This is a genomic window from Mesorhizobium sp. WSM4307, assembly GCF_007003945.1.
Lineage (GTDB): Bacteria > Pseudomonadota > Alphaproteobacteria > Rhizobiales > Rhizobiaceae > Mesorhizobium.
Genome location: NZ_VFTB01000009.1, coordinates 170,005 through 183,916, shown reverse-complemented (window position 1 = coordinate 183,916; position 13,912 = coordinate 170,005). Strand labels below are relative to the sequence as shown.

Annotated in this window: 14 protein-coding genes and 1 pseudogene; 12 read left to right on the top strand and 3 right to left on the bottom strand. The window is 64.4% G+C overall.

The window, feature by feature from the left end:
- The first annotated feature begins 15 nt into the window (after positions 1–15).
- Both rimM and trmD read left to right on the top strand, forming a co-directional pair.
- Positions 16–615 carry a ribosome maturation factor RimM gene (gene rimM / locus FJV83_RS22725; protein WP_095774791.1) on the top strand — a complete coding sequence of 200 codons (600 nt, stop codon included), beginning with the start codon at positions 16–18 and terminating at the stop codon, positions 613–615.
- Positions 612–1,310, top strand: coding sequence for a tRNA (guanosine(37)-N1)-methyltransferase TrmD (gene trmD, locus FJV83_RS22720; protein ID WP_142886477.1), 699 nt, complete (start codon positions 612–614; stop codon positions 1,308–1,310). Before rimM ends, trmD begins: the two co-directional genes overlap by 4 nt.
- Here trmD and FJV83_RS22715 read toward each other — a convergent pair.
- Positions 1,292–2,044, bottom strand: a complete 753-nt coding sequence (locus tag FJV83_RS22715) for a sulfite exporter TauE/SafE family protein (RefSeq protein WP_142886478.1) — start codon at positions 2,042–2,044, stop codon at positions 1,292–1,294. The genes trmD and FJV83_RS22715 overlap by 19 nt on opposite strands.
- 326 nt (positions 2,045–2,370) lie before the next feature.
- Between FJV83_RS22715 and rplS the strand changes: the two genes are divergently transcribed.
- The 3 genes from rplS (at position 2,371) to FJV83_RS22695 (ending at position 4,019) form a co-directional block, all read left to right on the top strand.
- Positions 2,371–2,916 carry a 50S ribosomal protein L19 gene (gene rplS, locus FJV83_RS22705; protein ID WP_019862024.1) on the top strand — a complete coding sequence of 182 codons (546 nt, stop codon included), beginning with the start codon at positions 2,371–2,373 and terminating at the stop codon, positions 2,914–2,916.
- A 156-nt stretch (positions 2,917–3,072) separates the two neighbouring features.
- Complete coding sequence (locus FJV83_RS22700; protein WP_142886479.1) at positions 3,073–3,486, top strand: organic hydroperoxide resistance protein; 414 nt, start codon at positions 3,073–3,075, stop codon at positions 3,484–3,486.
- A complete protein-coding gene (locus FJV83_RS22695; RefSeq protein WP_142886480.1) occupies positions 3,483–4,019 on the top strand; it encodes a MarR family transcriptional regulator in 537 nt (178 codons plus the stop codon). The genes FJV83_RS22700 and FJV83_RS22695 overlap by 4 nt, the downstream gene beginning before the upstream one ends.
- A 24-nt stretch (positions 4,020–4,043) precedes the next feature.
- Here the strand turns inward: FJV83_RS22695 and FJV83_RS22690 are convergent, their stop codons facing one another.
- Entirely contained in the window at positions 4,044–4,958 is a 915-nt protein-coding gene (locus FJV83_RS22690) for an isocitrate lyase/phosphoenolpyruvate mutase family protein (RefSeq protein ID WP_142886481.1), read from the bottom strand.
- A 342-nt stretch (positions 4,959–5,300) separates the two neighbouring features.
- Between FJV83_RS22690 and FJV83_RS22680 the strand changes: the two genes are divergently transcribed.
- From FJV83_RS22680 to FJV83_RS22645, 6 genes and pseudogenes are all read left to right on the top strand, one after another.
- Positions 5,301–6,098, top strand: a complete 798-nt coding sequence (locus FJV83_RS22680; RefSeq protein WP_142886482.1) for a transporter substrate-binding domain-containing protein — start codon at positions 5,301–5,303, stop codon at positions 6,096–6,098.
- Between the two features lie 269 nt (positions 6,099–6,367).
- Positions 6,368–7,183, top strand: a complete 816-nt coding sequence (locus FJV83_RS22670) for an amino acid ABC transporter permease (RefSeq protein WP_142886483.1) — start codon at positions 6,368–6,370, stop codon at positions 7,181–7,183.
- A 50-nt stretch (positions 7,184–7,233) separates the two neighbouring features.
- Positions 7,234–7,868 (top strand): annotated as a pseudogene (locus FJV83_RS22665) (class I SAM-dependent methyltransferase).
- 553 nt (positions 7,869–8,421) lie between these two features.
- Positions 8,422–9,831 (top strand): 3-isopropylmalate dehydratase large subunit, encoded by a 1,410-nt coding sequence (leuC, locus tag FJV83_RS22655; RefSeq protein WP_095774781.1) that lies wholly within the window; start codon positions 8,422–8,424, stop codon positions 9,829–9,831.
- 163 nt (positions 9,832–9,994) lie between these two features.
- A complete protein-coding gene (locus FJV83_RS22650; protein WP_142886484.1) occupies positions 9,995–11,191 on the top strand; it encodes a GGDEF domain-containing protein in 1,197 nt (398 codons plus the stop codon).
- Between the two features lie 74 nt (positions 11,192–11,265).
- Positions 11,266–12,477, top strand: a complete 1,212-nt coding sequence (locus FJV83_RS22645; protein ID WP_142877718.1) for a GGDEF domain-containing protein — start codon at positions 11,266–11,268, stop codon at positions 12,475–12,477.
- 61 nt (positions 12,478–12,538) lie between these two features.
- On the opposite strand, the gene FJV83_RS22640 is transcribed toward FJV83_RS22645, so the two are convergent.
- Positions 12,539–12,901, bottom strand: a complete 363-nt coding sequence (locus FJV83_RS22640; RefSeq protein WP_095774778.1) for a hypothetical protein — start codon at positions 12,899–12,901, stop codon at positions 12,539–12,541.
- A gap of 349 nt (positions 12,902–13,250) precedes the next feature.
- Here FJV83_RS22640 and FJV83_RS22635 point away from each other — a divergent pair, with 349 nt between their 5' ends.
- Positions 13,251–13,691 (top strand): hypothetical protein, encoded by a 441-nt coding sequence (locus FJV83_RS22635; protein WP_095774777.1) that lies wholly within the window; start codon positions 13,251–13,253, stop codon positions 13,689–13,691.
- The last annotated feature ends 221 nt before the right edge of the window (positions 13,692–13,912 follow it).

Here is a 13,912-nt window from a genome sequence, read left to right as displayed (position 1 = left end):
CAAAGGATATTCGCGATGAGCAAGCCGCAAAACCCTGTCCAGATGGCCGTGATCGGCGCCGCCCATGGCATCAAGGGCGAACTCAGGGTGAAGACCTTCACCGGCGATCCGATGGCGCTGGCCGATTATGGGCCGCTCTATGCCAGGGACGGCCGCGCCTTCCAGATCACGGACATAAGGCCGGCCAACACCGTCGTCGTGGTGCGGTTCAAGGGCATCAGCGACCGCAATGCCGCCGAAGCGCTCGCCGGCACGGAATTGTTCGTCGATCGCTCGATGCTGCCGGACGATGGCGAGGAGGATGAGTTCTACCATGCCGACCTGGTCGGACTGGAGGTTCGCGACGACACCGGCACCGCGCTCGGCAAGGTGGTCGCGGTGCATAATTTCGGCGGCGGCGACATTCTCGACGTGACGCTTGCCGGCCGCAAGGGCGTGCTGATCCCGTTCACCCAGGCCGCCGTGCCTGACGTGTCGATCGCCGAGGGCTTTGTCCGCGTCGACCCGGTGGCGGCCGGGCTGGTCGAGGACGAGGATGGCGAGGCGCCGCGCGAGGAAGATTTCGACCCGAAGGGCAGGCCGCGCGGGCCGCGCGACGCCGGGGGCAACCGGTGACATTCCAGGCCTCGGTGCTGACGCTCTATCCCGAGATGTTTCCTGGCGCGCTCGGCCTGTCGCTGGCGGGCCGCGCGCTCGAGGCCGGGACCTGGTCGCTGGAGGCGATCCAGATCCGCGATTTCGCCACCGACAAGCACCGCACCGTCGACGACACGCCGGCCGGCGGCGGTGCTGGCATGGTGATGCGCGCCGATGTCCTGGCCAAAGCCATCGACCATGCCTCACCGCCGGGCGATGCGCGTCCGCGCCTTCTGATGAGCCCGCGCGGTAAACCGCTGACCCAGGAACGAGTACGCGAGCTTGCCGCCGGGCCGGGCGCCGTCATCCTGTGCGGCCGCTTCGAGGGCGTCGACCAGCGGCTGATCGAGGCTCGGGGATTGGAGGAAGTTTCGATCGGCGATTTCATCCTCTCTGGCGGCGAGCCGGCGGCGCTCGTGCTGCTCGACGCGGTGGTGCGGCTGCTGCCCGGCGTGATGGGCAATGCGGTGTCGGGCGAGGAAGAGAGTTTCGAGAATGGCTTGCTCGAACATCCGCACTACACGCGGCCGCAGGAATTCGAGGGCCGGGAGATTCCGCAAGTGCTGATCTCCGGCAATCACAAGAAGATCGCCGCCTGGCGGCGGGCGGAGTCGGAGAAGCTGACGAGGGAGCGGCGGCCGGACCTCTTCGGCGCTCACCCCTTGCCGAAATAGTAAAACGCCAAAAACAGGCCGACGGCGACGACGAAGCCGCGCACCACGTTTTGCGGCACGCGCTTGGCGATCCAGACGCCGGCATAGCCGCCGAGCGCACCGCCTGGAATCATCACAATCGCCTGCGGCCAGGCGACGACGCCACCCGAGACGAAGACGATGATCGCCACCGCGGCGACGACCACGGCCAACATGTTCTTCAGCGCGTTCAGCCGGTGGTAGTCGCCGGCCTGCGTCAGGCCAAGCGTCGCCAGCATCATCACGCCCATGCCGGCGCCGAAGAAGCCGCCATAGATGGCGGTGACGAACTGTGCCAGCAGACCGGCGAGCGAGCCGACCGCCGCCTCATGACCGGGCTTTGGCGCCGGCTTCAGCCACGGCCCGGCGGCAAACAGGGCGGTCGCGCCCAAAAGCAGCCACGGCACCAGGGCGCGGAAGGACGGGTTGGACAGTGCCAGAAGGATGAAGGCGCCGGCCAGCGCACCCGCCGCCGAGATCAGGCACAGCAGCAGGGCACCGCGCCAGAAGTGGCGGATATCGGTCCAGTAGGCGAGCGTCGAAGTGATATAGCCCGGGAATTGCGTGACCGAGGACGTGGCGTTGGCGACGATCGGCGGCACGCCGACCAGTGTCATGGCGCCGAAGGTGACGAAGGTGCCGCCGCCGGCAACCGCATTGGCGGCGCCGGACACGAAGCCCGCCAGGAACAGCAGGATGGCGTCGAAGACGGACATGGAATGCCACCGCGGAAAACTCAGTTATGTCAGGCTTAGAAAGGCCTGAGGGCCGGCGCAACCCGGCACGAAGCGATTACGATGGTGCCATGCCGGCAAAAAAGACTCGTGCGCGGGCGTGACAAAGCGCTGAAATAGCTGTATGTGCGCGCCGAACCGGAAGAAAAATCTGCCGGACCCGTCAACAATGACGGTGTAGTCGCCCCTGTCCGATGTCTTGCAGACGAATGTCTCGGAGGCAAAGGACATAGCCGAGCGGTCAATGGTACTGCAAGGCGAGTGTCGGACGCTCTGACTGTCGGAAGAACAAGAAGTGGATTATTGAGATGGATCTCATCCGTCAGCTCGAGGCCGAGCAGGCCGCCAAGATCGAAGCCAAGCGCAAGCTCCCCGAATTCCAGCCCGGCGACACCGTGCGCGTCCAGGTCCGCGTGACCGAAGGCACCCGCACCCGCGTCCAGGCCTATGAAGGCGTCGTCATCGCCCGCGCCGGTTCCGGCTTCCAGGAAAATTTCACCGTCCGCAAGATCTCCTATGGTGAAGGCGTCGAGCGCGTGTTCCCGGTCTTCTCGCCGATGGTCGAGGGCGTCGAGATCGTGCGCCGCGGCAAGGTGCGCCGCGCCAAGCTCTATTACCTGCGCGACCGTCGCGGCAAGTCGGCCCGTATTTCGGAAAACACCGGCGTGCGCGCCCGCAAGCTCAACGATGAGGAGCGCGACGCGCTGAACGCCGAGAAGGCCCGCATCGAGGCCGAGAAGGTCGCCGCCGCCCAGGCGCTGGCGGCTGAGACGGCCGCCAAGGAAGCCGCCGAGAAGAAGGCCGCCGCCGAGGCTGAGGCAGCCAAGGCCGCCGAGGCGACCCCGGCCGAATAAGGCTTTCGGAAATCCCATTCAAAAAGGCGGCTTCGGCCGCCTTTTTTCGTTTCACCAGACTGTGAACGCTTTCAGCCCCGGAAACAGCATCCGGCAATTGACGACGCATTATCTTGTGCATTAAATAATCGCGCACAAGATAATCGGAGATTTGCAATGGCACTCTACACCACACAGGCTCACGTCACCGGCGGCCGCGCCGGCCATGGCGAGACCACCGACGGCCTGCTCAAGGTCGATCTGGCGATGGCCAAGGAACTCGGCGGGCCAGGTGGCGCCACCAATCCCGAGCAGCTTTTCGCCGTCGGCTACGCCGCCTGCTTCGAAAGCGCCATCCGCTTCGTCGCGCGCAAACAGAAGCTGCCGCTCACCGATGCCGGGGTTACCTCCACCGTCAGCCTGCTTCCCAATGGCGAGGGCTTCAGGCTCGGCGTCGCGCTCGCGGCCCAGACGAAAGGCCTTGATCAGGCGGCCGCGGAAGCGCTTGTATCGGAAGCACACAAGATCTGCCCCTATTCCAACGCCATCCGGGGCAATGTCGAGGTGGCGCTTTCGGTAAAGGCGGCATGACGGGAAAGACCACAAAGAACACCAGCGACGTCCCGGCGGAGACCGCCGGGACGGTCAAGGTGCCTCGACTCGATCAACAGCTCTGCTTCGCGCTCTATTCGGCGAGCGGGCTGATGACGAAGCTCTATCGACCGTTGCTCGATCCGCTCGGCCTGACCTATCCGCAATATCTGGTCATGCTGGCGCTATGGGAGCACGCACCGAGCACCGTGGGCGCGCTTGGCGAGGCGCTGGGCCTCGATTCCGCGACGCTGACACCGCTGCTCAAGCGGATGGAGGCGGGCGGGCTCGTCACCCGCCGTCGCGATGCCGCCGATGAGCGCCGCGTGCTGGTCGAGCCGACGGCCAGGGGCCAGGCGTTGCGTGCGCACGCGAAGGATGTGTCCCTGGCGCTCGCCTGCAGCGTGCCGCTGGAGCCTGGCGAGGCGAGAGCGCTGCACGCGACGCTCACTCATCTTGTCGCCGGCTTGCGCAACGCCACCGCCGACGACCGGTCGGCGGATGCGGAACCGCTGGTTCCGGGTTTGGGATAATTCATGCCATGCCGCCCGGGGATGTCAGCGCTCGACATCTCTCACGGGATGCCGCAGCGTTTGCCATGAGGGCGCGGTGTCCAGCCTTGAGAACTCTCCTGTCGCGATCTCGGACAGGATCGAGAGCAACGCTCCGCCCGCCGCGCGCGCCAGCGAACCGCCCAGGCTGATGCGGCGAACCCCGGCATCGGCGATCTCAGCGAACGTCAAGCCGGAAGCGCCTTGGCCCAGAACATGGTTGACGGGCGAGCCGACCGACCGGCAGATCGTCCGCAAGCCGTCGAGATCCTTCACGCCGGGCGCATAAAGCACTTCCGCGCCAAGCGCCTCAAAGCGCTTCAACCTGCGGATCGCCTCATCCAGATCGTAAGTGCCCTTGCCAAGGCCATCGGCGCGAGCCGTCAGCACGATGTTGTAGCAGCGCGCGGCCTCGGCCGCGACGGCCACGCGCGCCACGGCATCGTCGAAATCGCGAATGGGATGCAAGGGATCAGGCATCCGGTCCTCGATCGAAACGCCGGCCAAACCGGCTTCCGCCGCAAGCCTGACTGTCTCGGCGACGCCGTCGGCAGTAGCAGCGTAACAATCCTCGAGGTCGGCGGTCACCGGAAGGTGGGTCGCGGCGGCTATCTGTGCCGCGTAGGTCAAGCTGTCGTCACGGCTGATATCGTTTGCGCCGTCCTTCCTGCCGCGCGAGAACGCGTAACCGGAGGAGGTCGTCGCCAGCGCTTTGAAGCCTAGCCCAGCCATCATCCTCGCACCTGCGGCATCCCACGGATTGGGGATGATGAAGCAACCGGCACTATGAAGCGCTCGAAAGGTCTCAACTTTCTCCGCACGGGATGCCACCAGGCCAACACTCCTCTTCCAAGTCGAAGGATCCCGGAATGTGCCTCCGCTTGCACCATGCGGCAAGGGCCAGGCACTGCGCGGCCGCATGAAGGACGTGTCCTCGGCACTTGCCTGCAGCATGGGCTGGAGCCTGGCGAGGCGAGAGCGCTGCACGCGACGCTCGCTCATCTTGTCGCCGGCTTGCGCAACGCCACCGCCGATGACCGGTCGGCGGATGCGGAACCGCTGGTTCCGGGTTTGGGGTAGTCCACGCCGTGTGCGGGGTACGGATTATCCCTGAATTCCGAGGTTGAAGGCATCGCAATCCACTTTCGCGTGAGCTTGAGCAGCGGACCGTCTTGCATGGCGCTTGCGGAAAGCTAAAGTCGGCGCCGTCTTTCCTGCAAGCCCGGCGCATGTCCGGGCGCCTTCAATTTTCCGGAGTGTGTCATGACCAAGTCGAAACTGCTGCTGGCCTGCTTGCTGGCCCTGGTGCTGGCGCCCGTTGTCGCGTTCGCGCAGGCGCTGCCCGATCTCGGCGGCAAACAAGTGGTGGTGGTGACTGAAAACGCCTATCCGCCGCTGCAGTTCATCGATCCCAAGACGGGCAAGCAGATCGGCTGGGAATATGACGCGATGAACGAAATCGCCAAGCGGCTCAATTTCAAGGTCGACTACCGGAACACCTCCTGGGACGCGATGATCCAGGCGGTTTCCGACAACCAGTACAACATCGGCATGACCGGCATCACCATCAAGGACGACCGCAAGGAGAAGGTCGATTTCTCCGACCCCTATATGCGCTCGGAGCAGTTCATGCTGGTGCGCGGCGACGAAAGCCGCTTCACCGACGCCAAGACCTTCGGCGCCTTCAAGGACGGGTTGATCGGTGCGCAGCCCGGCACCACGCCCTTCTACACCGCCGTCTACAGCGTGCTCGACGGCAATGAGCAGAACCCGCGCATCAAACTGTTCGAGACTTTTGGCGCCACGGTGCAGGCCCTGAAGTCGGGCGACGTCGATGTCGTGCTGACCGACGGCACCGCCGGCAAGGGCTATGTCGATGCTTCCGAGGGCAAGCTGAAGCTGATCGGCGGCCCGCTCGGCACCGAGGACTTCGGCTTCATCTTCCCGAAGGGATCGGACCTGGTGAAGCCGGTCAACGCCGCGATCGCCGCGCTCAAGGCGGATGGCACGTTCGATGCGCTGAACAAGAAGTGGTTTCTTGACTACAAGATGGGGCAGTGAGCCTCCTTGCGACGTGCATTTCATGATGGTCATGCGCGGCAATTCGCGCTGAGCTTGCGCTTGAACGCCCCCCTCTGCCCTGCCGGGTATCTCTCCCTCAAGGGGGGAGACTGGCTGTTCGGCCAACGGCGCCCTCCAGTCGACGTAGATGGTTGGCGAAAGCCGATCAAAGATCCGATCTCCCCCCTTGAGCGGGAGATGGCTGGCAAGCCAGAGGGGGGTGCCTTGACGCTACCCTTTCGGGACTTCCATCGCGGCGACATCGCCTGATGGCACCCCCTTCGTCATCCTCCGCCAAAGCCGAATTCCCCTGGTGGCTTGCCGCTGCCGCCGTGCTTGCACTGGCGGCGGCCCTTTTCATCGCGGCCAGCGATCTCTATGCCCAGGTCTTCGCCACGGTCGCCAAGGGCATCGGCATCACCGTCTTCGTCACCGTCGTCGCCTTCGCCATGGCGTCGATCATCGGTCTCGGCGTTGCGCTGATGGGCTTGTCGGGTTCGCCCTGGCTTCGCCAGATCGCGCGCTTCTATGTCGAGATCATCCGCGGCGTGCCGATCCTGGTGCTGTTGTTCTGGATCGCCTTTGCCGGCGCGCCGGCCTTCGTCGCGGCCTGGAACGCGCTGACCGCGCCGCTGCAAGGCGCGGGCTATCTGGGTGAGCTCCTGGTGCGCGACGTGTCGCTGTTGTGGCGGGCCATCATGGCGCTGACCATCGGCTACTCCGCCTTCATCTCGGAGGTCTTCCGCGCCGGCATCCAGGCGGTCGAGAAGGGCCAGATCGAGGCGGCCAAGGCGCTTGGGCTGAGCCGTGCGCAACGCTTCCGGCTGATCGTCTTTCCGCAGGCGATCCGCACCATATTGCCGCCGCTCGGCAATGATTTCGTCGCTTTGGTCAAGGATTCCTCGCTGGTCTCGGTGCTCGGCGTCGCCGACATCACCCAGATGGGCAAGATCTATGCCGCCGGCTCGTTCCGCTTCTTCGAGACCTATTCGATCGTTGCCTATATCTATCTCATCCTGACCGTCGGCCTGTCGCTGGCGCTCAGGGCGCTGGAGCGGCGCCTGCGCCGCCAGCACGAGGAATAGTTTTTGGGTAAGGACAGGGTTACGATCCTGTCGACATCGAGGGAGGTCTCATGATCGTCGACAAGGCCAATGCGGCGCTGGATTCCGTCTATGGCGCGGACACGCCGGAAAGACTGGCGCAGGCCTATGCCGCCTGGGCCGCGACCTATGACAGCGAGACCGCCTCGCTCGGCTATCTCCTGCCGTTCCTGATCACCGCCTGGGTGGCGCGCCATGTTCCGGCTGGCGAAGGGCCGCTGCTCGATGCCGGCTGCGGCACCGGCCTGTCGGGTCCGTCGCTGAAGGCGCTGGGCTATGGCGACATTGCCGGGCTGGATCTCTCGGACGACATGCTGAAGATCGCCGGCAGCCGCAACGCCTATAGCGAGCTGAAACAGGCGATGCTGGGCGGGAAGCTACCCTGGCCGGATGGTCATTTCCGCGCCTTCTTTTCCACCGGCGTGTTCACCATCAGCCACGCGCCGGCGGCGGGCCTGCACGAACTGGTGCGCATCACCAAAAAGCGCGGCCACGCTATCTTCACCGTGCGCGACCAGTGTTCGAGAGCGGCGGGTTTCAGGCCGTGTTCGACGAATTGGAGCAGGCGAGAAAATGGCGGCCGGTCGAGCAAAGTCCGTGGTTTCGCTGCTACGCGATCGCCGAGCCGGATGCGCTGGTGAAGACTTTTGTGTTCGAGGTGATGTGAGCTGCGAGTTCCCCGATCTTGGCTCCCTTCCTCTCCCTCCGGAGGGGGGGAGAGGTGGCGCTGCGTAGCAGCGACGGAGTGGGGGAAGGCGGTCCTCGAATGCACCGCCGCTGACAACTTGCCACAGGGCCTCAATCTGGCGAGGCATCGCCCCGGCTTGAAACAACAACGGCCAAGCCTGGTCGACCCCCACTCCGTCTCGGCTTCGCCGAGCCACCTCTCCCCCGATCGACGGGGGAGAGGAAAGGCGCGAGTTCGTCGAGCTTGGTGCCCTTCCTGCCCCTGAAGATGTGTAAGTGAGGGCGGGGAGCCCGCCAGGCCACGCCGCAATTGCCGAAAAGCCAAAACATTGGTATGAGCCACGCCATGGAAGAGCTTTTTGGCGATCCGGCCTACAAGGGGTTCGTGCTGCAGGACAGAAAACGCCTGCCGTCGCGCTTCTCCGCGCGCGTCTGTGGCGCTTTGACCAGCCGACTTAGCTAGACCGCTTTCGCCGGGCCAAGGGCTTGCGGCGTCACACTCTTCCCATTCTCATATCGACGGATTTACGCACATGAGCGCACCGCGCACCCTCTACGACAAGATTTTCGACGACCACGTCGTCGACCGCCAGGACGACGGCACCTGCCTGCTCTATATCGACCGCCACCTCGTCCATGAAGTGACCAGCCCGCAGGCCTTCGAAGGCCTGCGCCTGAGCGGCCGCAAGGTCCGCCATCCGGAAAAGACGCTGGCAGTCGTCGATCACAATGTCTCAACCTCGCCCGAGCGCAAGTTCGGCATCAAGAACGAGGAAAGCCGCATCCAGGTCGAGGCGCTGGCCAAGAACGCCAAGGACTTCGGCGTCGAATATTATTCCGAGAATGATATCCGCCAGGGCATCGTTCACATCATCGGTCCCGAGCAGGGCTTTACGCTGCCCGGCATGACGATCGTGTGCGGCGACAGCCACACTTCGACGCATGGCGCGTTCGGCGCGCTGGCGCACGGCATCGGCACGTCGGAAGTCGAGCATGTGCTGGCGACGCAGACGCTGATCCAGCGCAAGGCCAAGAACATGCTGGTGCGCGTCGACGGCCAGCTGCCGGAAGGCGTCACCGCCAAGGACATCATCCTCGCCATCATCGGCGAGATCGGCACCGCCGGCGGCACCGGCTATGTCATCGAATATGCCGGCGAGGCGATCCGCTCGCTGTCGATGGAAGGCCGCATGACGATCTGCAACATGTCGATCGAGGGCGGCGCGCGCGCCGGCCTGATAGCCGCCGACGAGACCACCTTCGCCTATGTCAAGGACAAGCCGCGCGCGCCGAAGGGCGCGGCCTGGGACGCCGCGCTCGCCTATTGGAAGACGCTGCAGTCGGACGAAGGCGCGCATTTCGACAAGGTGATCGTGCTCGACGCGGCCAAGCTGCCGCCGATCGTTTCCTGGGGCTCGTCGCCCGAGGATGTCGTCTCCGTGCAAGGCATCGTGCCGAACCCGGACGATATCGCCGACGAGAACAAGCGCACCTCCAAGCAGCGGGCGCTGGACTATATGGGCCTGACGCCGGGCACCAAGATCACCGACATCGCGCTCGACCGTGTTTTCATCGGTTCCTGCACCAATGGCCGCATCGAGGATCTTCGCGCCGCCGCCAAGGTAATCGAGGGCAAGACCGTCAATCCGCGCGTCAACGCCATGATCGTGCCGGGCTCCGGCCTGGTCAAGGAACAGGCGGAAGCCGAGGGTCTCGACAAGATCTTCCTCGCCGCCGGCTTCGACTGGCGCGAGCCGGGTTGCTCGATGTGCCTTGCCATGAACGACGACCGGCTGAAGCCGCATGAACGCTGCGCCTCGACCTCGAACCGCAATTTCGAGGGAAGGCAAGGCTTCAAGGGCCGCACCCATCTGGTGTCGCCGGCCATGGCGGCGGCGGCGGCGATCGCCGGCCACTTCGTCGACATCCGCGACTGGAAATAACCTCCGGTCCACACGTTCCGATGATTGCCGGACCCCGGACCGCATTGCGGTTCCGGGGTCTTTTTCATTCGCGCGGTCCGCATATGCGTTCGGGCTTAACCGCTTGTTTGGGCTTGCGCGCTAAGGTCTTCCCTGACGTAAAGCGAGGGGAAGTCACCGTCCTTTGGACACCGGCCTGTTCATAGCGCTGCTCAATCCGACGATCGCGCTGGCCCTCGGCGCGGCCTTCTTCGTCCTATGGGCCTATCAGCGTCACCGGCCCTATCTGGCCGTGCTGGCGCTCAGCTATTGTGTTTCGGCGCCCGGCTTTCTGTTCCAGTATTTCACCTTGCCCATCGGCATGGTGCTGACCAAGCTGGTGTCCAACATCTGCTTCGCCATCGCCGGCTGCTGCCTGTCGGGCGCAATCGTCGCCCGTTATGGCCGCAAGGTGCCCTATGTGGCGATCGGCGTGCTGACCGGTGGCGGTCTGGCCTCGTTCTGCTGGTTCCTCTTTGTCGCGCCGGATCTCACTTGGCGTATCCTGGCGATGAATTTCGCCTTCGGCGGTCTCAGCCTTCTGGTGGCCGCCGAATTGCGCCCGGTGCGCAACAATGGCCCGACCGAGAAGATCCTGTTCGTGCTGTCGCTGCTGTCGGGCCTCAACTTCTTCGTGCGAACCCTCGTCGTCGTCATCGCGCACGGGCCGTTCACCAGCTATGATGGATTCTACAGCTCGTCCTACTGGACGACGGCGCTGCTGTCGCATGCGCTGCTGTCGCTGCTGATCGCGCTCTGCCTGTTCACCGCCGCGGCGCTCGACGTCATGAAGGCCCTGAAGGCCGAGACGCACACCGATCCGCTTTCGGGCCTGCTCAACCGGCGCGGCTTCGAGGAGCGCGCGGCCCAGCTCCTGCGACACTGCGCGATGGCCAGGTTCCCGGTGGCGCTGGTGCTGGCCGACCTCGATCATTTCAAGGCGCTCAACGATGTGCACGGGCATGCCGCCGGCGACCGGGTGATCGCTGATTTCGCCGCCAAGCTCCGGTCGGCCACCGGCGCGCGCGGCGCTGCCGGACGCATCGGCGGCGAGGAGTTCGCTGTGCTCCTGCCACTCAGCGATCTCGCCGCCGCGCGCCTGTTCGCCGAGGCTGTGCGCACGCTCTACTCGGCAGGCGGCGTCGACGGGCTTCCCGCCGGCACCAAGGTCACCGCCAGTTTCGGCGTGGCGGCCCGCAACGGCGAGGAAGCGCTGGAGCCGTTGATGCGGCGTGCCGACGAGGCGCTTTACAAGGCCAAGAAAAATGGCCGCGACAGCGTGCGCCTGTCGTACGAACGGCCCGAAACGTTGTTCGTGCCGGAGCCGTCCAAGGCCGGCTGAAGCCGTGTATCCCGCCTCACGTTAACGTCTTTTTCGCCCGTCGGTGTTTAGGTGAGACACGGGGTGCGAAAGAGATGAGCGGCGCGAACTTCATCTTGTTGATCAATCTGTCGGTTGCCGGCCTGCTGGCGGCATCCTTCATGGCGGTGGCGTTTCATGATGTCGGCCGCGCCCCGGCGCGCTGGTTTGCTTCTGGCTATGTCCTGGGCATGGTCTATTCGGCGATCGAATTCAGCATTCCCGCCTTCACCGATGCCCGGCTGCCGGTGGTCACCGCCTTCGCGGTTTTCCTGGGCGCAACAATAGCCTTCAACGTCGGACTGGCCCGCAAATACGGCGTCGCGCCGCCATGGTCGCCGATGCTGTTCTTCTTGGTCGCCGCCACCATCGTCGTCTATTTCGTGCAAGACCTGCCGCGCCAGTCGCTGGTGCGCATGATGGCCTACCAGCTCCCCTATGCCGTCATGCAATTCGTCGGATTGGCCATCGTCTGGTCGTCCAGGCAAAGGCGTGGCCGGCTCGATCGTATCCTGATGGCGGTGCTCGCAGCCAGCGGCGTGCAGTTCGCCTCAAAGCCGTTCATCGCGCATGCGCTCGGCGGCTGGGGCGCCAATCCGCAGGCCTATCTGCAAAGCAGCTACGCGCTGGTGTCGCAATCGCTCGGCACCGTCTTTGCCCTGGCCATGGCGCTGCTGACGCTGGCCATCCTTGTCCGCGATGTGTTGGCCGAAGTGACGTCGAGATCGGAGACAGATACGCTGTCCAGACTGCTCAATCGCGGTGCCTTCACGCGCCAGGCCGAGCAGGCCGTGCTTGGCGCCATGCGGCAAGGCGTGCCGGTCGCGCTGGTCATCGCCGATCTCGATCATTTCAAGAGCATCAACGACAATTTCGGCCATGCCTCCGGCGACCGGGTGATCGAGACCTTTGCCGGTTTCCTGCGCGAAGCCGCCGCCGGGCACCATGTCGCGGGCCGCATCGGCGGCGAGGAATTCGCCATCATGCTGCCCGGAACCAATCTGGCCGCCGCCCGGCTGTTCGCCGAGGGCACGCGCAGCGCATTCGGCGCGCTGCCCATCGACGGGCTGCCGGCGGACAATCGCTGCACGGCGAGTTTCGGGGTTGCCGAACTTCATCCCGGTGAAACCACCGCCGATCTCATGCGGCGCGCCGACGAGGCGCTCTACCTGGCAAAGAATGCCGGGCGTGACTGCGTCCGTGTCTCGGCCGGGCCGGGAGGCGAGTGGTCGTCCAGCGCAATCGTCATCAATTCCAGATCAGCATGACTTTGGTCGAAACGTCATCCTGATCCATCTCTTCGCCGTTTCCGTGAAACGGCGAATTGTACTAGCGGCAGGGGCTGAGTTCCGGCATCTCGCCGTCGGAAAGCCCGTACATATAGCTGCGGCCTTTGACGAAGACCGGCGGCCGGTAGCAATCGCCATAGCCTGAAATCTCGTCGGATTCGTTCTGGTAGATCACCTTGGGCTGTCCGGCGCTGGTGTAGTCGGCCAGCTTCTTGGCCAGCTTGCCTTGGCCGACGATGATGCGCTTGTAGCCGGCCGCGCTGTCGATGACGAGATTGCCGAAGGAATCGGCGTAGACGCGATCCTGGTGGCGTCCATTGGCCAGCGTGGGCGTCGCCAGGCCGGCGAGCGAGACGGCCACGATAAGCGCCGAGAGGCGTGATCTGCTTGAGTTCGAACGCATGGTCTTCCCGATGGTTAGAGGCCAAAGCGCGTCGAGACGCGCTTTTTGGTTACTTGTCTGGATGCATGTCGTTGCCCCAAAACCGCTGACGCACTTTTGGGCGACATGCATGGCTCCTCGAATCAGAAATTAACCTTTTCTTAACCTTTGTTAAGAGGCCGGCGCGTTGCGCGGCGATGTCTCGTCAAACATGGTTAATTCCCGACTGGAGTGAAAACCCGATAGCCATCATTCGGCCATGCTTGGCGGCACCATCGCGGCCGGCATCGAATGGACTTAAAGGCAGCCTCGGGGCAACCTTGATCTGGGCGCAACATCGTGGCTAGTCTGCCGCGCGGGAGGACAGCATATGGGATTACGCCGGACGGTTCGGGTGTCCGTTTTCCCGTTGCTTGCCGTCGTTGCGGCCTGTGTGCCGCAGGATGGCGCGCCGAAGGCGGCCAATGTCGTCCCGCCTGCGCCGGCTCGGCAGTCCATCGCAGCCGCGACGCCCCCGGCATCGGCGCCTCCTGCACCGGCAACCAAGATCACCACCGACCTCACCGCGCCGCGATCCACAGTGGGTACGGCAACCTATGGATGCGGCAATGGCAGCGCGATCACCATCCAAAACCTCGGCTCGTCGTTGCGTGTGATCGAGCCGAATGGCGCGACCGAAGAGTTTGCGGCGTCGCCCGCCAACCAGTCCAGCCGCTACCAGGAAGCCGCCACGCATAACGCAATCGTGATCGACGGGCGTGAGGCGTTGGTGATGAAGAGGGGCTCGACGCCGCAGACCTGCAAGCGCTAGGCCGCACGGCCAAGAAGTCGCTTATGCTGCACTGCAGCGATATCGAGCCGGCCTTGGGTCCTCCACCCCTAATCGATTGAAGCCCGAGCCCGCCTTTTTGTCAGACTAAATGACGTTTCCAAAACGATTTTCTGGCTTTGACGCGGTGCAAAAAGAGCATTAGAAACCGCCTGTCCGAAGTCGCAACCGGAAGCGGCAATGCCGCGTTTCCATCTGAGGCT

Coding starts and splice junctions, on each gene's coding strand:
- rimM (WP_095774791.1), top strand. CDS start 16: ATGAGCAAGCCGCAAAACCCTGTCCAGATGGCCGTGATCGGCGCCGCC.
- FJV83_RS22715 (WP_142886478.1), bottom strand. CDS start 2,044: ATGTCCGTCTTCGACGCCATCCTGCTGTTCCTGGCGGGCTTCGTGTCC.
- rplS (WP_019862024.1), top strand. CDS start 2,371: ATGGATCTCATCCGTCAGCTCGAGGCCGAGCAGGCCGCCAAGATCGAA.
- FJV83_RS22700 (WP_142886479.1), top strand. CDS start 3,073: ATGGCACTCTACACCACACAGGCTCACGTCACCGGCGGCCGCGCCGGC.
- FJV83_RS22695 (WP_142886480.1), top strand. CDS start 3,483: ATGACGGGAAAGACCACAAAGAACACCAGCGACGTCCCGGCGGAGACC.
- FJV83_RS22690 (WP_142886481.1), bottom strand. CDS start 4,958: ATGCGGCCGCGCAGTGCCTGGCCCTTGCCGCATGGTGCAAGCGGAGGC.
- FJV83_RS22680 (WP_142886482.1), top strand. CDS start 5,301: ATGACCAAGTCGAAACTGCTGCTGGCCTGCTTGCTGGCCCTGGTGCTG.
- FJV83_RS22670 (WP_142886483.1), top strand. CDS start 6,368: ATGGCACCCCCTTCGTCATCCTCCGCCAAAGCCGAATTCCCCTGGTGG.
- leuC (WP_095774781.1), top strand. CDS start 8,422: ATGAGCGCACCGCGCACCCTCTACGACAAGATTTTCGACGACCACGTC.
- FJV83_RS22645 (WP_142877718.1), top strand. CDS start 11,266: ATGAGCGGCGCGAACTTCATCTTGTTGATCAATCTGTCGGTTGCCGGC.
- FJV83_RS22640 (WP_095774778.1), bottom strand. CDS start 12,901: ATGCGTTCGAACTCAAGCAGATCACGCCTCTCGGCGCTTATCGTGGCC.
- FJV83_RS22635 (WP_095774777.1), top strand. CDS start 13,251: ATGGGATTACGCCGGACGGTTCGGGTGTCCGTTTTCCCGTTGCTTGCC.